The organism is Streptomyces rubradiris (genome assembly GCF_016860525.1).
GTDB classification, from domain to species: domain Bacteria; phylum Actinomycetota; class Actinomycetes; order Streptomycetales; family Streptomycetaceae; genus Streptomyces; species Streptomyces rubradiris.
Map to the genome: position 1 here is coordinate 3552514 of NZ_BNEA01000015.1, position 18156 is coordinate 3570669.

The following is an 18156-nucleotide window of genomic DNA, read 5'->3' on the forward strand; positions in this document are numbered from 1 at the left end:
GGACGCATGCAGGACACGACCGAGACGGAGCCCGGCACGGAGGTCTGTGCGCACAGTCTCGCGCCGACGGTGGCCGTGCTGGTCGTCAGCCTGGTCATCGCCGCCGTCGGCGTGTACCAGCTGTGCGGCTTCGGGCTGCACAGCCTGGACCGGCGCCCGCACCTGTTCAGTGACGGCCTGGCGACCGGCGGGGTGATCGCCGCCGCGGTCGCCGCCGGAGCCGCGGTGGGCAACCTGGCCTGGCTGCTGACGGCGGCCCGGCGCCGCGAGGGGGACGCGGGCGGCGGGGCCTGACGCTCACGCGACGACCGCCTGACGCTCACCGGCCGCCCGGTCCGAGCACGGACGGTGTCACGGCCTCGGCGGCGGTGTCCGGGTCGTACGTGTCGGTGTCGTACGTGTCGCTGTCGCCGTGCGTCCAGGCGGGGTCGTAGGCGCAGGGCACGCCCGCGCCGCCCGTGAAGTACCGCTGCTCCGGGTCCCAGGTGAAGGTCATCCACTCGGCCCGGTGGTCCCGCTGGACGTACAGCGACCAGTCCTTGCCCGCCCCGCCCTCGGTGTACGACGTGACCTTCCAGCCGTCGTCCGCCAGCCGCCGGTGCAGCCGCCGCAGACCGGGGACGGCCTGATCGGCGGGGACGTGGTCCAGCGCCCACTCGTGGTACAGCCGGTAGGCGCCGTCGACGGTCTTGTCCTCCATGCCGAGCAGCCCGCCGTCGTGGCAGTACTCCGCGCCGAACACGTTCCGCGCGCGGCTGCCGGTCCCGCCGGTGCCCGGCGGCAGGGCGCGGGTGAAGCCCAGGACGTCGTACGCCTCCCGGGAGTACCCGAAGGCGCGGTCCGCCCTGTCCTGGGGCGCGGCCCGGGGCAGGTCCGTCCCGGCCCCGGCGTTCCAGGCGAGCACGGCGACCAGGGCGAGGACGAGGGCGACGACCAGCCCCCCGCAGCCCAGGCAGCCGAGGCCCAGCTTCCGCGCGGCCCCGGTGCCGGTACGGGTGCCGGTGCCGGTGCCGGCCGGTGTGATCTTGTCGGGCATACGGCGACGCTACGGCGCTCGGGACGGCCCGGGGATGGGCATGACTACCCGCTCGGGATAGGTACCCGTACTCAGCCACCGCCCCGGGCAGGCCCTCGTACCCGGCCACCGCTCCCGTCCGCACCCGGCTCAGCCACCACCCCCGCCGCCCCCCACCGGCCCGCCGCCCACCGTGAAGCCGATGACCGAGCCGCCGCCCTCGCGGCGGTAGGCGAACGGCGCTCCGCCATGGGCCCGGGCGACCTCGCGGACGATGGACAGGCCGAGCCCGGAGCCGGGCAGTGAGCGGGCGTCGGCGGCACGGTAGAAGCGGTCGAAGATGCGCACGAGGTCGCCGTCGGCGATCCCCGGCCCCCGGTCCAGCACCTCCACCCGTACCGTGCCCGGCCGGGCCGGCCCGGTGACGCCCACCTCGATCGGCGCGGTGCCGTCCCGGTCGAACTTGGCGGCGTTCTCGACCAGGTTGGAGATGGCCCGCTGGAGCATCCCGGACCGCCCGTGGGCCGTCGTCTCACCGCTCACGCGCAGCACGACCTGCCGCCCGGTACGGCGCCGGGCCAGCCCGACCACGTCCTCGGCGAGGTCGGCGAGGTCCACCCGCTGCGGCGGCTCGGCGTCGGACTGCCCGGCGGCGAGGTCGACCAGCTCGTTGACCAGGTCGGTCAGTTCCCGGGCCTCCTGGGTGAGGTCGGCGACCAGTTCCTCCCGGGACTCGGGCGGCAGCTCGTCGATGCGCCGCAGCAGCGAGATGTTGGTGCGCAGGGAGGTGAGCGGGGTGCGCAGTTCGTGCCCGGCGTCCTGCACCAGCCGGCGCTGGTCCTCCTCCGACTGCGCGAGCCGCCCCAGCATCCGGTCGAAGGCGCGGCCCAGCCGCCCGACCTCGTCCAGCCCGGTCACCGGCACCTGGATGCCCAGCCGCCGGGTGCGGGCCACGTCCTCGGCGGCCGAGGTCAGCACCACCAGCCGGCGGGTGATGCGCCGGGCCAGCCACCAGCCGAACAGCCCGGCCGCCACCACGACCGCCGCCATCAGGATCAGCGTCCGCTGCTGGAGGGCCCGCAGCAGGTCCTCGGTGTCGCTGAACTCCTGCGCGACCTGCACCGCGCCCCGCCCGTCGCCGAGCGAGACGGTGGCGATGCGGAACAGGTCCGCCTCCACCCGTACGTCCTTGTGCTCGACGACCTCCCCGGCCCGCAGGGCGACGGCCACCGCACGGTCCTGGGCGGTGACGGGCAGTACCGGAGTGCCGTGGTCCACGATCTGCCCGGACGCGCCGAGCACCTGGACGTCGGTGCGGGCGGGGCGGACCAGGTCGTGCCCGGGACGGGAGGAGGAGAAGTCGTCGGGGCTCATCGGCTGCTGCCGGACCTCGTCCCGGACGTCCTGCATGACCTGGGTGAACACCGACTGCTGGTCGACCCGGACGAGCCGCGCGGCGGAGTTGTACGACAGGATGCCGACGAGGACCGTGACGGCGGCGGTGACGGCGGCGAAGGAGAGCGCGAAGGTGGTGCGCAGGGAGATCAGCCTGGGCCGTGGCCGCTCCGGCAGCCGCCGACGCGGACCCATCTAGTCCTCCCGCAGCACGTAGCCCACGCCCCGCACGGTGTGGATCAGCTGCGGGGCGCCGGGCTCGTCCAGCTTGCGGCGCAGATAGCCGACGTAGACGGCGAGGTTCTTGGAGCCGGGGCCGAAGTCGTAGCCCCAGATCCGGTCGTAGATGGTGGAGTGGTCCAGGACGATGCCCGCGTTGCGCACCAGCAGCTCCAGCAGCTCGAACTCGGTGCGGGTCAGCTCCAGTTCGCGCCGGCCGCGCCAGGCCCGGCGGGCCTGGAGGTCCATGCGCAGGCCGGCGGCCTCCAGCTGCCGGCCCGCGGCCTGCGCCGCCTCCCGCGCCGGGCCCTCCGGGGGGACGGCGGCAGCGGCCGGGGCGGGGCTGGTGCGGCGCAGCAGCGCGCGCAGCCGCGCGAAGACCTCCTCGACGTCGAACGGCTTGACCACGTAGTCGTCGGCGCCGGCGTCCAGGCCCGCGATGCGGTCGGCGGTCTCCACCAGGGCGGTGAGCATCAGGATCGGGGTGCGGTCCCCCTCGGCGCGCAGCACGCGGCACACCTGGAGGCCGTCGATGCCGGGCATCATCACGTCGAGGACGAGCACGTCCGGCGGGTCGGTGTGAGCCTGCGCCAGCGCTTCCACTCCGTCGGCGACCGCCGTGACCTCGTACCCCTCCAGCCTCAGGGCACGCTCCAGGGCATGGCGGATGGCACGGTCGTCTTCGGCGAGCAGCACAGTCTGGGGCACGCCCCCAGTCTGCCAAGGCCTCCGGCAGCCCGGCCGGACACGATGGCCCCAGAGCACGCTTTTTACCGCCCTCTCACCGGCCACCGCCCGCCCGCTTTGCCCGCCGGCCGCTCACCGAGGCCCGGCGGCCCCTCACCGCCCCGGGAGCCCGAACGGCCCGCACGAACCGAACAGGCCACCCGCACCGGCCACCCGCCCCGGCAGGCCACGCAACCCGCCACCCGCCCGGCCCACGAGCCACCCGGACCACCATCATCCCGATCCGACAGACACCCGTCCCGAGCCACCCGCCCCGGCCCACGGGCGCCCGTCCCGAGCCACCCGCCCCGGCCCACGGGCACCCGTCCCGAGCCACCCGCCCCGGCCGACACGGACCTCCCCGCCGTCCCCGCCGGCCAGGACGGGCGACGGTGGCCCGTGGTCCGTCACTGCCCCAGCGCCGCCAGCCGCTCGGTGAACGGCACCACATCCTCGTCCGCCGCGCGCCGGGCCGCCGTCGCCGGCATCAGCGCGGCCAGTTCCCCCGCCGCCCGCTCGATCCGCTCGGGCAGTCCCTCGGCGCCCCAGTCCTCGGAGGCGGCGTACACGGCGGTGGGTACGACCACGGCCCGCAGGTGGGCGAACAGCGGCCGAAGGGCGTGGTCCAGCACCAGCGAGTGCCGTGCCGAGCCCCCGGTCGCGGCGATCAGCACCGGCTTGCCCGCCAGCGCGTCCTTGTCCAGCACGTCGAAGAAGGATTTGAACAGCCCGCTGTACGACGCGCTGAACACCGGCGTGACCACGATCAGCCCGTCGGCCTCCGCCACCGCGTCCTGCGCGGCGGCGAGGGCCTTGCCCGGGAAGCCGTTGGTGAACCGGTGCGCGACCTCGACGGCGAGGTCCCGCACCTCGACCACCCGGACGTCCACCGGGGTGTGCCCGTGGACGGCGGCGGCCAGCCGGTCGGCGAGCAGCCGGGTGGAGGACGGGACGCTCAGTCCCGCCGACACGACGACGAGCTTCATGCGACGGCCTCCTTCTTCCGCGCGGCGGTGGTCAGGGACTGGTGGGTGGGCGCGTCCGGCACGTCCGCCGGACGGTCCTTGGCGAACTCCTCGCGCAGCACGGGCACGACCTCCTCGCCGAGCATGTCGAGCTGTTCCAGGACGGTCTTCAGCGGCAGGCCGGCGTGGTCCATCAGGAACAGCTGGCGCTGGTAGTCGCCGGCGTACTCGCGGAAGGAGAGCGTCTTCTCGATCACCTGCTGCGGGGAGCCCACGGTGAGCGGGGTCTGCTCGGTGAAGTCCTCCAGCGAGGGCCCGTGGCCGTAGACCGGGGCGTTGTCGAAGTACGGGCGGAACTCCCGCACCGCGTCCTGGGAGTTCTTCCGCATGAACACCTGGCCGCCCAGGCCGACGATCGCCTGCTCCGGGGTGCCGTGCCCGTGGTGGGCGTAGCGCGCGCGGTACAGCTCGATCATCCGCTTGGTGTGGTCGGCGGGCCAGAAGATGTTGTTGTGGAAGAAGCCGTCGCCGTAGTACGCGGCCTGCTCGGCGATCTCCGGGGAGCGGATGGAGCCGTGCCAGACGAACGGCGGGACGCCGTCCAGCGGGCGGGGCGTGGCGGTGAAGCCCTGCAGCGGGGTGCGGAACTTGCCCTCCCAGTCCACGACGTCCTCGCGCCACAGCCGGCGCAGCAGGGCGTAGTTCTCGATGGCGAGGTTGATGCCCTGCCGGATGTCCTGGCCGAACCACGGGTACACCGGCCCGGTGTTACCGCGCCCCATCATCAGGTCCACCCTGCCGTCGGCCAGGTGCTGGAGCATCGCGAAGTCCTCCGCGATCTTCACCGGGTCGTTGGTGGTGATCAGGGTGGTGGAGGTGGACAGGATCAGCTTCTCGGTGCGGGCGGCTATGTAGCCGAGCATCGTGGTCGGGGACGACGGCACGAACGGCGGGTTGTGGTGCTCACCGGTGGCGAAGACGTCCAGCCCGACCTCCTCCGCCTTCAGCGCGATGGTGACCATCGCCTTGATCCGCTCGGCCTCGGTCGGCGTCCGTCCGGTGGTCGGGTCGGTGGTCACGTCCCCGACGCTGAAGATCCCGAACTGCATGACCGCCTCCATTTGGTTGATCGTTCAACTACACCTCCCCCAACGGTCGCCCCGGCCCGGGTATTCCTCCCGGCCCCCGCGGGCGCGCGCAAGCCCCACGGGCGCCACATGCCAAGCTGCCCGCATGCCGATCCTCCGCTCCGCCGCCCTGTTCGCCGTCGCCGCGCTGTTCGAGATCGGCGGCGCCTGGCTGGTCTGGCAGGGCGTACGGGAGCACCGGGGCCCGCTGTGGATCACCGGGGGCGTCCTCGCGCTCGGCGCGTACGGCTTCGTCGCCACCTTCCAGCCCGACGCCCACTTCGGCCGCATCCTCGCCGCCTACGGCGGGATCTTCGTGGCCGGCTCGATCCTGTGGGGCGTGGTCGCCGACGGCTACCGGCCCGACCGCTGGGACATCGCCGGCGCGCTGGTCTGCCTCGCCGGGATGGCGATCATCATGTGGGCACCCCGGAACGGCGGCTGAGACCTCACATACGCTGGACGGAACCGTCCCGACGCAAGCCCAGGAGCCGCCATGGCCACCGCCGCCCCGTCCGCCGCCTCCCGCATCGCCGTCGTCACCGGCGCGAGCAGTGGCATCGGCGCCGCCACGGCCCGGCGGCTCGCCGCGGCCGGCTACCGCGTCGTCCTCACCGCCCGCCGCAAGGACCGCATCGAGGCCCTCGCCGAGAAGCTGACGAAGGCCGGGCACTCGGCGGTGGCCTATCAGCTCGACGTGACCGACCGCGCGGCCGTGGACGAGTTCGCCTCCGCCTTCAAGACGATCGGCGTCCTGGTGAACAACGCGGGCGGCGCCCTCGGCGCGGACCCGGTGGCCACCGGCGATCCGGCGGACTGGCGCGCGATGTACGAGACGAACGTCATCGGCACGCTGAACGTGACGCAGGCGCTGCTGCCGAAGCTGGAGGCGAGCGGCGACGGCGTGGTCGTGGTCGTCTCCTCCACCGCCGGCCACGGCACCTACGAGGGCGGCGCCGGCTACGTCGCCGCCAAGCACGGCGAGCACGTGCTCGCCGAGACCCTCCGCCTGGAGATCGTCGGCCGGCCGGTCCGGGTCGTCGAGATCGCGCCCGGCATGGTCCGCACGGAGGAGTTCGCGCTGACCCGCTTCGGCGGCGACGCGGACAAGGCGGCCAAGGTGTACGAGGGCGTGGCCGAGCCCCTCACCGCCGACGACGTGGCCGAGACGATCACCTGGGCGGTGACCCGCCCCAGCCACGTCAACATCGACCTGCTGGTGGTGCGCCCGCGCGCCCAGGCGTCCAACACCAAGGTGCACCGGGAACAGCGGTGACCGACGGCGCGCCCCCGGCGGACGGCCCGGCCGAGTCCCTGGAGCAGCGCAGGCTGGCCCAGGAGACGAAGGACGAACGCCAGGTCTGGTACTTCCTGGCCTACTTCCTCTTCGGCATCCACTTCCTGGCGTTCGTCATGATCTACGCGGTACGGCACGCGAAGTAGCATCCAGGACATCGCTGCATATAGTCGGTCGGATGACGAACTCAGTTGACCGTCGGACGCAGGCGGCACAGAAGCGCCGCCGCCTCGCGGCGGCGGCGGCCCGGGTCCTGCACGAGCAGGGCATCGAGCGCACCACCCTCGCCGACATCGCGCACGAGGCCGGCGTCCCGGTCGGGAACGTCTACTACTACTTCAAGACCAAGGACGAGCTGGTCCGGGCGGCGCTGGGCGAGCACCGCGACCGGCTGGACGAGCTCACCGCCGGGCTGGACCGGCTGCCGGCCCCGCACGACCGCCTCAGGGCCCTGGTCGAGACCTGGGTGTCCCAGCGCGAGACCACCGCCCGGTACGGCTGCCCGACCGGCACCCTGGCCGCCGAACTCGGCAAGCGGGCGGACGACTCCCTGCACGCCGAGGCCGGCGCGGTGCTCCGCCGCCTGTCGGACTGGACCGCCGCCCAGTTCCGCGCCTGGGGCGTCCCCGACCCCGACGACCACGCCCGCACCCTGGTCTCCGCCCACCAGGGCATGTCCGCCCTGACCCACGCCCTGCGCGACCCGTCCGTCACCACCCGCGAGGCCACCCGCCTGCTGCACTGGCTGGACTCGCTGCGGGCCGGTCCCGGCATCAGCCCTTGACGCAGACGACCTGCCTCAGCTTGGCCACCACCCGCACCAGGTCCTGCTGCTGGTCGATGACCTGGTCGATCGACTTGTAGGCGCCCGGGATCTCGTCCACGACACCGGAGTCCTTGCGGCACTCCACGCCCCGGGTCTGCTCCTCCAGGTCCTTCGTGGAGAAGCGCCGCTTGGCCGCGTTCCGGCTCATCCGCCGGCCGGCGCCGTGCGAGGCCGAGTTGAAGGCCAGCTCGTTGCCGAGGCCGCGCACGATGTACGAGCCCGTGCCCATCGAGCCGGGGATGATGCCGTAGTCCCCGGAGCCGGCCCGGATCGCGCCCTTGCGGGTGACGAGCAGGTCCATGCCGTCGTACCGCTCCTCCGCCACGTAGTTGTGGTGGCAGGAGATCTCCTGCTCGAAGACCGGCTTGGCCTTCTTGAACTCCTTGCGGATCACGTCCTTCAGGAGCGCCATCATGAGCATGCGGTTGTACTTGGCGTACTCCTGCGCCCAGAACAGGTCGTTGCGGTAGGCCGCCATCTGCGGGGTGTCCGCGACGAAGACGGCGAGGTCGCGGTCGACCAGGCCCTGGTTGTGCGGGAGCTTCTGGGCGACGCCGATGTGGTGCTCGGCGAGTTCCTTGCCGATGTTGCGGGAGCCGGAGTGGAGCATCAGCCACACGGAACCGTCCGTGTCGGTGCACACCTCGATGAAGTGGTTTCCACTGCCGAGCGTTCCCATCTGCTTCCAGGCACGTTCCTGACGGAACCTGACCGCTTCGGCGACCCCGTCGAACCGCGCCCAGAAGTCCTCCCAGCCGGCCGTGGCCAGTCCGTGGAAGCCCCGGGGCTCGACCGGGTCGTCGTGCATCCCCCGGCCCACCGGGATGGCCTGCTCGATCCTCGACCGCAGCCGGGACAGATCGCCGGGCAGGTCGTTCGCGGTCAGGGAGGTCTTGACCGCCGACATCCCGCAGCCGATGTCCACGCCCACCGCCGCCGGGCACACCGCGTCCCGCATCGCGATGACCGAGCCGACCGTCGCGCCCTTGCCGTAGTGCACGTCCGGCATCACGGCCAGGCCCTTGATCCACGGCAGGGTCGCCACGTTCTGGAGCTGGCGCAGGGCCACGTCCTCGACCGTCGCCGGGTCCGTCCACATCCGGATCGGCACCTTCGCGCCCGGTATCTCCACGTACGACATGTCTTCCTCTTTCCCCCCGGAAATGACAACAAAAGACTTGAAAGCAGCAAAACGCAAAAAGGCGCCAAGGTCGGCGAAAGCGACGAGGGACCGGCGGCCACGGCAGTGCGTGCGATACACATTGTCTGCAAGAGACGCCCCGCCGCGGCAAGCGAATAACCGGCGGGGACACTGGAGCACCGAGTGCGCACACACCGTCGAGAGGAGCCCGACCGTGCAGCGGAAGGCCTACGCAACCGGCACCGCCGCCCTCCTCGCGGCGCTGCTGGCCGGCTGCACGAGCGGCTCCGGGGACGCCGGCCAGGCGGACAACGCCAACCCCGGCGACACCGGCCGGGCGGCCGTCGCCGCGCAGCCCGGCAAGTACCGCACCCTCCCCGAGCCCTGCGGCGCGGTCGGCCACGACGCCCTGGACACGCTGCTGCCCGGCATCCAGCGGATCACCGACCCCGTCCAGCGGGACCGGGCCTACCAGGGCGATGCCGAGCTGACCTTCGACACCGACCGCAAGGTGGGCTGCCGCTGGAAGGTCGAGTCGGCCGACGTCACCGACCGTCTCTCCGTCGACTTCGAGCGCGTGGTGTCGTACGACAACGCGGTCAGCGACGACGACCAGGCGCAGCGGCTGTTCCAGGAGAAGCAGGCCGCCGCCGACCTGCCCGCGACGAGCGGGGACACGGCACCGCCCGCGACGCCCACGCCGACGGCGTCCGCGAAGGGCTCCCCGAGCGGCGGCGCGTCCCCGTCGGCGAAGGACCCGTCCGGCAACTCCCCCTCTTCCTCGACCACTTCGGGCTCCGCCTCGGCCACGCCGTCCGGTTCCGCCGACGCCTCCGCCGAGCTCCAGCCCCGCACCCTGTCCGACCTCGGTGACGAGGCGTACCTGGACGACCAGCTCAGCACCTCCGGTCCGACCGCCGAACAGCGCACGGTGACTGTGGTGTTCCGCACGTCCAACGTCGTCGTCACCCTCCAGTACGAGGAGCAGCCGACGGCCACCGGAACGGTCCCGGACAGCAAGGAAATGCAGGACAGGGCCCGTGACCTGGCCGCCCGGCTGGACGACGCGCTCGGCGGCTGACCGCCCGGCCGGACCCGCCGCCCGGCCCGCGGACGGGCACCGCACGGCCCGCGCACCGCGTACCGTGGCCCCGCAGGAACCCGCACGAACACCGAGCGTCATGAGTGAAGGAACCATGCAGCGAGCAGCCCAGCGAGACGACCGTGCCCAGCGACACCAGCGAGCCAAGCGCCTGCGCCACGCGCTGGTCTGCGCGGCAGCCGTTCCGGCGGTCCTGATCACCGCCGGCTGCTCCTCGGACTCCGGTGACTCCAAGGCCAAGACCGGCGAGAGCGCCGGCGAGACGGCGAGCGGCAGCACCAAGCCGTCCGCGAGCGCGTCGCCGACCGTACGGCCCGCCGCGTACGGCAAGCTGCCCGACCCGTGCACCGCGCTGTCGCAGAAGACCCTGGGCGACCTGGTCCCCAAGGCATCGAAGTCGGGCAAGAAGGGCGGCTCCGACGAGCCGTCGTCGCGGGCCTCCTGCGCCTGGGACAGCCTGGCCAACAACGGCGTGAAGGGCTCGCAGTTCCGCTGGCTGAACGTCTCCCTGCTGCGCTTCGACTCGGACGTCACGCGGGGCGCCGCCGACGAGCAGGCGCACGCGTACTTCAGCCGGCAGGTGCAGGACGCCCAGTCGGTGGACGGCGCGAAGGACACCAAGATGGTGCCGCTGTCCGGGACCGGCGCGGAGGCGGCGGCGGTGCGCTACGACCTGAAGAAGAAGGAGGGCCTCTTCAAGCAGCAGACGGTCGTCGCCCGGGTGGAGAACGTCGTGGTCACCCTGGACTACAACGGCGCCGGTCTCGCGGGCGAGAAGACGCCGGACGCCGACGACCTGATGAAGGACGCGCAGCAGGCGCTGAAGGAGGCCGTGGCGTCGGTGTCGAAGGCCAACGGCGCGTCCGCCGACCCGAGTTCGCAGCCGTCGGACTCCGCGTCCGGGAAGCCTTCGGAGTCGTCCTCGCCGAGCGCGTCCGCGTCCGAGACGGCCGGCAAGAAGGTCTGACCGTACGGGCGTAGCGGGTGACCGGTACCGCGTTCGCCGTACACGTGTGCCACTCTGTTGCGCGCAACAACACGCAACGGGAGGGGAGTACGAGTGGCCGGGCCACCGCAGCTGACTCGGATGCACCGCGTTCTCATCGGCGTGGTCGTGACCGGTGCGCTGATCATCGCCGGTATCGGCTTCGCCGGTTCGTACGCGGCCGTCCGTGAGCTGGCCGTCAAGAAGGGCTTCGGGAACTTCTCCTATGTGTTCCCGATCGGCATCGACGCGGGCATCTGTGTCCTCCTCGCCCTGGATCTGCTGCTGACCTGGATCCGGATTCCCTTCCCGCTGCTGCGCCAGACGGCGTGGCTGCTGACGGCGGCGACGATCGCGTTCAACGGCGCCGCCGCCTGGCCGGACCCGCTGGGCGTGGGCATGCACGCGGTGATCCCGGTGCTGTTCGTGGTGGCGGTCGAGGCGGCCCGGCACGCGGTCGGCCGCATCGCCGACATCACGGCGGACAAGCACATGGAGGGCGTCCGCCTCACCCGCTGGCTGCTCTCCCCGCTGCCGACGTTCCTGCTGTGGCGCCGCATGAAGCTGTGGGAGCTGCGCTCCTACGACCAGGTCATCAAGCTGGAGCAGGAACGTCTCGTCTACCAGGCCCGGCTGCGCTCCCGCTTCGGCCGCGCCTGGCGCCGCAAGGCCCCGGTGGAGTCCCTGATGCCGCTGCGCCTGGCGCGCTACGGCGTCCCGCTCGCGGACACGGCCCCGGCGGGCCTGGCCGCGGCGGGCATCGACCCGGTCCTGCTCCCCGCGGCCCCGCGCCCGCAGGCCCTCGCCCCCGCCACGGCCGACCGCGCCGCCACGGCCGACCGCGCCGCCGCAGCCGACCGCCCGGCCGAGGCGGCCCCGCACCGGCCGGACCCCGCCGCCGCGCGGCGGCCCGCCGAGGCGCCCCCGGCCGACGAGGAGAGCCCCTGGTTCCAGGCCCCGCGCGAGGTCGAGTACCACGGCGGCTACGACCCCACCTACGACCCGATGCTCCAGGAACCCCAGTACGCCCCCGAGGAGCAGTACGAGGGCTGGTACGAGGAGCAGGCCCCGGAGGACTTCCAGCAGCCCTCCCCGGAGGAGACCGGCAGCTTCCCGATCCCGGTGAGCGCGACCCGCACCCGCGAACTCGGCGAGGGCGGCGGCAGCCCGGAGCCGGACCCGACGGAGGAGGACTACTACCAGGTCTTCCGCAAGTCCATCGACGGCAGCTTCCCCACCCCGCACCAGTACGCCGAGGCGGTCGAGGCGACGTACCGCATCACGCTGGCCCCGCGCGACGCCGAGCGCATGGTCAACCGCTTCACCAACCGCTTCAACGCGGAGCTGGAAGAGGACCACATCGCGTGACGGCCGGGCCCACCAGCCCGTACGCCCCGACGACCGACGCCCACACCAGCAGGGGGAACACCGCGACCCGCTCCATGCCCCCCATGCCCATCCCGAGGTAGTTCCCGGAGAGGAAGAGCCCCCACGCGCCGAGCGCCACGACTCCCAGCAGGCCGCCGGCCCGGCGCAGGAGAGCCGGGGCCTCGGGGGCCAGGCCGGACCCCGCCGCCAGCAGCCCGATGTTGCCGGTACCCATGATGAGCAGGGCGCCGAGAACGTGCTGGTTCTCGCTGGTGTCCGCCGGTGCCAGCCCGGCGAGCACGAAGCCCGCGCCCGCGCCGGCCAGGAGCACCCGGGCCACCCGGGCGGTGGCCCCGCGCCGCCACAGCGGCCCGGACAGCACGGCGCCGACGACGAGCAGCGCGCCCAGGACGACGAACGAGCCGTTCATCAGGCCGTGCTCGGGCGAGCACACGTAGCGGGGCGTGGGATCGGGCTGGAGGGCGCACCGGGCGTTGCCCAGGTCGCTGATGTTGTTCCGCGCCCAGCTGTACGGCCGCTCCCAGGCCGACTGCACGATCCCGTGCACCACGAAGAACTGCGCCACACCGGCGAGCCACGCGGCACCGGCGATCCGAACCTTCACTTCTCCCCCTGCCGTCACACGATTCCCGTACCGCCCAGCCGATCACGCGCGACGGGGCCCAGGCACTGCGGCAGGCCCCCGGAACGAGGGTGGGGAGGGCCGTACCAAGAGGCGCGCGGGCATGGAAAAAGGGGCCCTCTCCGAAAGGAAGAGGACCCCTGTCTCCGTACGGCTTACTCCCCGAGCAGCGTCCGTACCCGCTCCTGGCCCACGGCCAGCAGCAGGGTGGGCAGGCGGGGGCCGGTGTCGCGGCCGACGAGCAGGTGGTACAGCAGGGCGAAGAACGTCCGCTGGGCCGTCTTGATCTCCGGCGGCAGCTCCTTCGGCGTGGCGTCGGCGGAGAACCCGGCCTGCACCTTCGGCACGCCGTACACGAGGTGGGTCAGCCCGTCGAGCGACCAGTGGTCGGCGAGCCCGTCCAGCAGCAGCCGCACGGACTGCCGGGACGCCTCGTCCAGGGACTTCAGCAGCTCGGCGTCGGGCTCCTCGCGCACGATGGTCCGCTGGTCGGCGGGCACGTACGTGTTGATCCACGCCTCGGCCCGGTCGTAGCGCGGGCGCGCCTCGTCCAGCGAGGCCAGCGGCTGCTCCGGGTCCAGCTCGGACAGGATGCGCAGCGCCTGGTCCTCGTGACCGGCGGTGATGTCGGCGACGGACGCCAGCGTGCGGTACGGCAGCGGGCGGGGCGTCTTCGGCAGCTCACCGGCGGCGGTGCCGACGGCGCGGGTGTGGGCGGCGACGTCGGCCGGCAGCGCGGAGCCGTCGGCGACCTTCGCGGCCAGCTTGTCCCACTCGTCGTAGAGCCGCTGGATCTCCTGGTCGAAGGCGATCTTGAAGGACTGGTTGGGCTTGCGGCGGGCGTACAGCCAGCGCAGCAGCTGCGGCTCCATGATCTTCAGCGCGTCCGACGGGGTGGGCACGCCACCGCGCGAGGACGACATCTTCGCCATGCCGGAGATGCCCACGAACGCGTACATGGGGCCGATGGGCTGCTCGCCGCCGAAGATCGGCACGATCTGCCCGCCGACCTGGAAGCTGGAGCCGGGCGAGGAGTGGTCCACACCGCTCGGCTCGAAGATCACGCCCTCGTACGCCCAGCGCATCGGCCAGTCGACCTTCCACACCAGCTTGCCGCGGTCGAACTCGCTGAGCCGGACGGTCTCGGCGAAGCCACAGGCGGTGCAGGTGTACGACAGCTCGGTGGTGTCGTCGTCGTAGGAGGTGACCGTCGTCAGGTCCTTGCCGCAGCCGCCGCAGTACGGCTTGTACGGGAAGTACCCGGCGGAGCCGGAGCTGCCGTCGTCCTCGGACGCGGCGCCGGAGCCCTCCTCGGCCTCCAGCTCGGCCGCGTCCACCGCCTTCTGCTGCTGCTTCTTCGGCGCCTTCTTCGTCCGGTACTGGGCGAGGATCGCGTCGATGTCGTGCCGGTGCTTCATGGCGTGCAGGATCTGCTCGCGGTAGACACCGGAGGTGTACTGCGCGGTCTGGCTGATCCCGTCGAACTCCACGCCGAGCTGGGCCAGCGCCTCGACCATGGCGGCCTTGAAGTGCTCGGCCCAGTTCGGGTACGCCGAGCCCTTCGGCGCCGGGACCGAGGTCAGCGGCTTGCCGATGTGCTCCGCCCAGCTCTCGTCCACACCGGGGACGCCGGCCGGCACCTTGCGGTAGCGGTCGTAGTCGTCCCAGGAGATCAGGTGCCGGACCTCGCGGCCACGGCGGCGGATCTCGTCGGCGACCAGGTGCGGGGTCATGACCTCGCGGAGGTTGCCGAGGTGGATCGGACCGGAGGGGGAGAGTCCGGACGCGACGACGACCGGTTTGCCCGGGGCCCGACGCTCCGACTCCTCGATGACCTCATCCGCGAAACGGGAGACCCAGTCGGTGGTCTCGGTGCTCTGAGCCACGATCGGCACGTCCTTCTTTCTGAACGGGGTGAGCCTCCATTCTCACAGACCGCCCGTCGACCGGGAAAACGGCTTTACCCCCCATGGGATACTGGATGGGTCTATCCATCCACGAGGAGAACGGCACCCACACCCATGGCCTCGGTCACGTCCCTCAGCGACAACGTCCAGCAGCACCTCGCGTCCGCCCTCGCGGCCACCCTGCCCGAGGCCGCCGGCGCGGACCCGCTGCTGCGACGAAGCGACCGGGCCGACTTCCAGGCCAACGGCATCCTGGCCCTGGCCAAGAAGGCGAAGTCGAACCCCCGGGAGCTGGCGACCCAGGTCGTCGACCGGGTGGTGACGGGTGACGTGATCAAGGACGTCGAGGTCTCCGGCCCCGGCTTCCTCAACATCACGGTCGCGGACAAGGCGATCACCGCGAACCTGGCCGCGCGGTACGCGGACGACACGGGCCGCCTCGGCGTGCCCACCGCCGCCGACCCCGGCACGACGGTGATCGACTACGCCCAGCCGAACGTGGCGAAGGAGATGCACGTCGGCCACCTGCGCTCCGCGGTGATCGGCGACTCGGTCGCCCAGCTGCTGGAGTTCACCGGCGAGAACGTGATCCGCCGCCACCACATCGGCGACTGGGGCACCCAGTTCGGCATGCTCATCCAGTACCTGGACGAGCACCCGCACGAGCTGGACCACAAGGACGACCAGGTGACCGGCGAGGAGGCGATGTCGAACCTCGGCCGCCTCTACAAGGCCGCGCGGAAGAAATTCGACTCCGACGAGGAGTTCAAGACGCGGGCCCGCCGCCGGGTGGTGGACCTCCAGGCCGGCGACCCGCACACGCTCGCCATGTGGCAGAAGTTCGTGGACGAGTCGAAGATCTACTTCTTCTCCGTCTTCGAGAAGCTGGACATGGAGATCCGGGACGCGGACATCGTCGGCGAGTCCGGGTACAACGACATGCTCGCGGAGACCTGCCGCCTGCTGGAGGAGTCGGGCGTCGCGGTCCGCTCCGAGGGCGCGCTCTGCGTGTTCTTCGACGACATCAAGGGCCCGGACGGCAAGCCGGTCCCGCTGATCGTGCAGAAGTCGGACGGCGGCTACGGCTACGCGGCCACCGACCTGTCCGCGATCCGCGACCGCGTCTTCAACCTGAAGGCGAACACCCTGCTGTACGTGGTGGACGCCCGGCAGGCCCTGCACTTCCGGATGGTCTTCGAGACCGCGCGCCGGGCCGGCTGGCTGGGCGACGACGTCACGGCGGTCCAGCTCGCCTTCGGCACGGTCCTCGGCAAGGACGGCAAGCCGTTCAAGACCCGTGAGGGCGAGACGGTCCGCCTGGTCGACCTGCTGGACGAGGCGATCGACCGGGCGTCGGCCGTGGTCCGGGAGAAGGCGCAGGACCTGTCCGAGGAGGAGATCGCCGAGCGGGGCACCCAGGTGGGCATCGGCGCGGTGAAGTACGCGGACCTGTCGACGTCGGCGAACCGGGACTACAAGTTCGACCTGGACCAGATGGTCTCGCTGAACGGCGACACGTCCGTCTACCTCCAGTACGCCTACGCCCGCATCCAGTCCATCCTCCGCAAGGCCGGCGAGGTCCGCCCGGCGGCCCACCCCGAGCTGCCCCTGGCGGACGCCGAGCGCGCCCTCGGCCTGCACCTGGACTCCTTCGCGGAGACGGTCCGGGAGGCGGCCGCGGAGTACGCCCCGCACAAGCTGGCGGCGTACCTGTACCAGGTGGCCTCGCTGTTCACGACGTTCTACGACAAGTGCCCGGTGCTGCGCGCCGAGACGCCGGAGCAGGTGGAGAACCGCCTCTTCCTCTCCGACCTCACGGCCCGCACCCTCCACCAGGGCATGACCCTCCTGGGCATCCGCACCCCCGAGAAGCTCTGACGCTCAGCCCTTGGGGTTTTGAGAGACCCTGAGGGCATGCTCTTCGACATCGATCACGAGACGCCGGCCGGCGAGGCCGAGGTGTCACGGCTGCCCGAACCGACGGCGGCACGGTACGGCTTCGCCGGCGAGACTCTCGACTTCCTTGTGCGCACCGGGATTCCGAGCGCCGAGGACTTCGAGTTCTCGTTCGGCCTGCCCGTCGAGTTCGACGCGAGGTACGTCTGGGACTGCGCGGAGGAGACGAAGAACGGCTGGACCTTCCCCGACGGGGTGGAGAAGGTCGTGAAGATCGGGAATCTGCCGGTCAACGCGGTCGTGGTGGATCCGGGCACCGGGACCGTGTACCAGTACACCGACGCCGTCCGAGAGGTGATCCCCCTCCATGGCGACGTCTCCTCACTGGTGAAGACCATGGTGTCCTTTCTCGGCTACATCTCGTCCTACAGCCGGGGCGAGGACGAGGACGACGACGAGGAGTACGCCCGCCGGAAGCGTGAAGTCGGCGCGTTGCTGGACGCGATCCGCCGGACCGATCCCCTTCCCTTCGCCCACGAACACAGCGAATGGGTGGAACTGTTCGACAACCTTGAAGGCGGGGTCTTCACCTGAAGGGTGTCCCGTGCATGATCGTTCTGCTGCCGGGAGTTCCTCGCGCTTGCGGCGGCGGTGCTGCCGGTTCCCCGACAGTCGCCGTCGGCGATCGTAGTGGTGTTACCCACGGCGGCCTTGGCGCCGGACTCGGCCCAGGCTCGGCAGTCGTTCCGATTACCCGGCCGCTGCTGAGAGAGCCTCGGCTGTCGCCGGGTCGGCCGGCAGGAACGCCTCCAGCTTCAGCTCGGCAAGCGTCACGTCGACGGCGGTGGCGAAGGTCGTCACAGTAGTCATCAGACGGAGCTCACCGTACGAGGACCGCAGGCGGAGCGGCACCGCGAAACCGAGTTGCCCGGCGGACGGCTCCAGCTCGGGAACGTACCCGGTGAGCTCGGCACGCAACTCCTCCAGATGGCCAAGGCGCACCAAGATGTGGCGCGCCCACTCGGCGAGGTTGAGAATGCGGGGAGCCAGCCCGTCGGGATGCAGCGCCAGGCGGTAGATATTCGTGCCCGGACCCACCAGCTCCTCAGCCGCCCCCTCGGTGATCAAGTCGAATGCGGTATTCGCGGCGACCAGGTCACCGCCCCGGTCCACAACCAACGCCGGATACGGCAGATGCCCGCGGAGGATGTGGTCGATCGCCGTGCGCACGGGGGCCAGCACCGGATCGTCCAGTGAGCTCTCCGCGTAGGCGGGCGCGTACCCGGCGGCCAGCAGCAACTCGTTGCGCTCCCGCAGCGGCAACTCCAGCGACTCGGCCAGGCGCACGACCATGTTCCGGCCCGGGACTGACCTGCCGGACTCGATGAAGCTGAGGTAGCGCTGGGTGGTGCCCGCTCGGAGCGCCAGATCGAGCTGGCTGACATGACGGCGGGTACGACGTTCACGAAGCGCACGAGGGAAGTCCACGAGCTTGTTGTAACGGCGGCGGAGGGTCCCAGGCCATTCCCCGCAGGGAATTGTCG

At 71.8% G+C, this 18156-nt stretch carries 19 protein-coding genes and 1 pseudogene; 10 read left to right on the forward strand and 10 right to left on the reverse strand.

All coding sequences use genetic code 11. From position 1 onward, the window contains the following. Positions 1 to 6: 6 nt before the first annotated feature. Positions 7 to 294 (forward strand): hypothetical protein, encoded by a 288-nt coding sequence (locus Srubr_RS28910; RefSeq protein ID WP_189994417.1) that lies wholly within the window; start codon positions 7 to 9, stop codon positions 292 to 294. 25 nt (positions 295 to 319) lie between these two features. On the opposite strand, the gene Srubr_RS28915 is transcribed toward Srubr_RS28910, so the two are convergent. The 5 genes from Srubr_RS28915 to Srubr_RS28935 all read right to left on the reverse strand — a co-directional run bounded on the left by Srubr_RS28915 (position 320) and on the right by Srubr_RS28935 (position 5429). Continuing rightward, the gene (locus Srubr_RS28915) at positions 320 to 1036 is read right to left on the reverse strand and encodes a hypothetical protein (RefSeq protein WP_189994419.1); all 717 of its coding nucleotides are present in this window, start codon (positions 1034 to 1036) and stop codon (positions 320 to 322) included. A 129-nt stretch (positions 1037 to 1165) separates the two neighbouring features. Then, positions 1166 to 2605, reverse strand: a complete 1440-nt coding sequence (locus Srubr_RS28920; RefSeq protein WP_189994421.1) for a sensor histidine kinase — start codon at positions 2603 to 2605, stop codon at positions 1166 to 1168. Continuing rightward, positions 2606 to 3325: a response regulator transcription factor gene (locus tag Srubr_RS28925; RefSeq protein WP_308439899.1), complete on the reverse strand. Its 720-nt coding sequence runs from the start codon at positions 3323 to 3325 to the stop codon at positions 2606 to 2608. It abuts the gene before it with no gap. 437 nt (positions 3326 to 3762) lie between these two features. Next, positions 3763 to 4341: a CE1759 family FMN reductase gene (locus Srubr_RS28930; RefSeq protein ID WP_189994424.1), complete on the reverse strand. Its 579-nt coding sequence runs from the start codon at positions 4339 to 4341 to the stop codon at positions 3763 to 3765. Beyond that, positions 4338 to 5429 (reverse strand): LLM class flavin-dependent oxidoreductase, encoded by a 1092-nt coding sequence (locus Srubr_RS28935; protein ID WP_189994425.1) that lies wholly within the window; start codon positions 5427 to 5429, stop codon positions 4338 to 4340. Before Srubr_RS28935 ends, Srubr_RS28930 begins: the two co-directional genes overlap by 4 nt. A gap of 124 nt (positions 5430 to 5553) precedes the next feature. On the opposite strand from Srubr_RS28935, the gene Srubr_RS28940 reads away from it, so the two are divergent. From Srubr_RS28940 to Srubr_RS28955, 4 genes are read left to right on the forward strand one after another with little or no spacing between them, the layout of a single operon-like run. Further along, on the forward strand, positions 5554 to 5892 hold the full coding sequence (locus Srubr_RS28940; RefSeq protein ID WP_189994427.1) for a YnfA family protein: 339 nt from the start codon (positions 5554 to 5556) through the stop codon (positions 5890 to 5892). Positions 5893 to 5943: 51 nt separating this feature from the next. Next, positions 5944 to 6723 carry an SDR family NAD(P)-dependent oxidoreductase gene (locus Srubr_RS28945; protein ID WP_189994429.1) on the forward strand — a complete coding sequence of 260 codons (780 nt, stop codon included), beginning with the start codon at positions 5944 to 5946 and terminating at the stop codon, positions 6721 to 6723. Continuing rightward, positions 6720 to 6890, forward strand: a complete 171-nt coding sequence (locus tag Srubr_RS28950; protein WP_189994432.1) for a hypothetical protein — start codon at positions 6720 to 6722, stop codon at positions 6888 to 6890. The genes Srubr_RS28945 and Srubr_RS28950 overlap by 4 nt, the downstream gene beginning before the upstream one ends. A 32-nt stretch (positions 6891 to 6922) precedes the next feature. Further along, positions 6923 to 7528, forward strand: a complete 606-nt coding sequence (locus Srubr_RS28955) for a TetR/AcrR family transcriptional regulator (RefSeq protein ID WP_189994434.1) — start codon at positions 6923 to 6925, stop codon at positions 7526 to 7528. Here the strand turns inward: Srubr_RS28955 and Srubr_RS28960 are convergent. Beyond that, the gene (locus Srubr_RS28960) at positions 7518 to 8711 is read right to left on the reverse strand and encodes an RtcB family protein (RefSeq protein WP_189994436.1); all 1194 of its coding nucleotides are present in this window, start codon (positions 8709 to 8711) and stop codon (positions 7518 to 7520) included. The two genes, Srubr_RS28955 and Srubr_RS28960, sit on opposite strands and share 11 nt — an antisense overlap. A 214-nt stretch (positions 8712 to 8925) precedes the next feature. Here Srubr_RS28960 and Srubr_RS28965 point away from each other — a divergent pair, with 214 nt between their 5' ends. The 3 genes from Srubr_RS28965 to Srubr_RS28975 all read left to right on the forward strand — a co-directional run bounded on the left by Srubr_RS28965 (position 8926) and on the right by Srubr_RS28975 (position 12166). Then, positions 8926 to 9792: a DUF3558 domain-containing protein gene (locus Srubr_RS28965; protein WP_189994438.1), complete on the forward strand. Its 867-nt coding sequence runs from the start codon at positions 8926 to 8928 to the stop codon at positions 9790 to 9792. Positions 9793 to 9907: 115 nt separating this feature from the next. After that, positions 9908 to 10780 carry a DUF3558 family protein gene (locus Srubr_RS28970; protein WP_229926643.1) on the forward strand — a complete coding sequence of 291 codons (873 nt, stop codon included), beginning with the start codon at positions 9908 to 9910 and terminating at the stop codon, positions 10778 to 10780. A 120-nt stretch (positions 10781 to 10900) separates the two neighbouring features. Then, the gene (locus Srubr_RS28975) at positions 10901 to 12166 is read left to right on the forward strand and encodes a DUF2637 domain-containing protein (protein ID WP_189994442.1); all 1266 of its coding nucleotides are present in this window, start codon (positions 10901 to 10903) and stop codon (positions 12164 to 12166) included. Here the strand turns inward: Srubr_RS28975 and Srubr_RS28980 are convergent. Both Srubr_RS28980 and lysS read right to left on the reverse strand, forming a co-directional pair. After that, positions 12132 to 12791: a DUF998 domain-containing protein gene (locus Srubr_RS28980; RefSeq protein ID WP_189994444.1), complete on the reverse strand. Its 660-nt coding sequence runs from the start codon at positions 12789 to 12791 to the stop codon at positions 12132 to 12134. The genes Srubr_RS28975 and Srubr_RS28980 overlap by 35 nt on opposite strands. A gap of 173 nt (positions 12792 to 12964) precedes the next feature. Further along, entirely contained in the window at positions 12965 to 14704 is a 1740-nt protein-coding gene (gene lysS, locus Srubr_RS28985) for a lysine--tRNA ligase (protein ID WP_189994446.1), read from the reverse strand. Between the two features lie 126 nt (positions 14705 to 14830). On the opposite strand from lysS, the gene argS reads away from it, so the two are divergent. Beyond that, on the forward strand, positions 14831 to 16594 hold the full coding sequence (gene argS, locus Srubr_RS28990) for an arginine--tRNA ligase (protein WP_189994448.1): 1764 nt from the start codon (positions 14831 to 14833) through the stop codon (positions 16592 to 16594). 36 nt (positions 16595 to 16630) lie between these two features. Continuing rightward, on the forward strand, positions 16631 to 17206 hold the full coding sequence (locus tag Srubr_RS28995) for an SUKH-4 family immunity protein (protein WP_189994450.1): 576 nt from the start codon (positions 16631 to 16633) through the stop codon (positions 17204 to 17206). Between the two features lie 62 nt (positions 17207 to 17268). Here Srubr_RS28995 and Srubr_RS29000 read toward each other — a convergent pair. Both Srubr_RS29000 and Srubr_RS29005 read right to left on the reverse strand, forming a co-directional pair. Further along, positions 17269 to 17367 (reverse strand): annotated as a pseudogene (locus tag Srubr_RS29000) (IS5/IS1182 family transposase); the annotation flags it as partial. Further along, on the reverse strand, positions 17363 to 18100 hold the full coding sequence (locus tag Srubr_RS29005) for a helix-turn-helix domain-containing protein (RefSeq protein ID WP_189994452.1): 738 nt from the start codon (positions 18098 to 18100) through the stop codon (positions 17363 to 17365). The pseudogene Srubr_RS29000 and the gene Srubr_RS29005, both read right to left, overlap by 5 nt. Positions 18101 to 18156 lie beyond the last annotated feature (56 nt).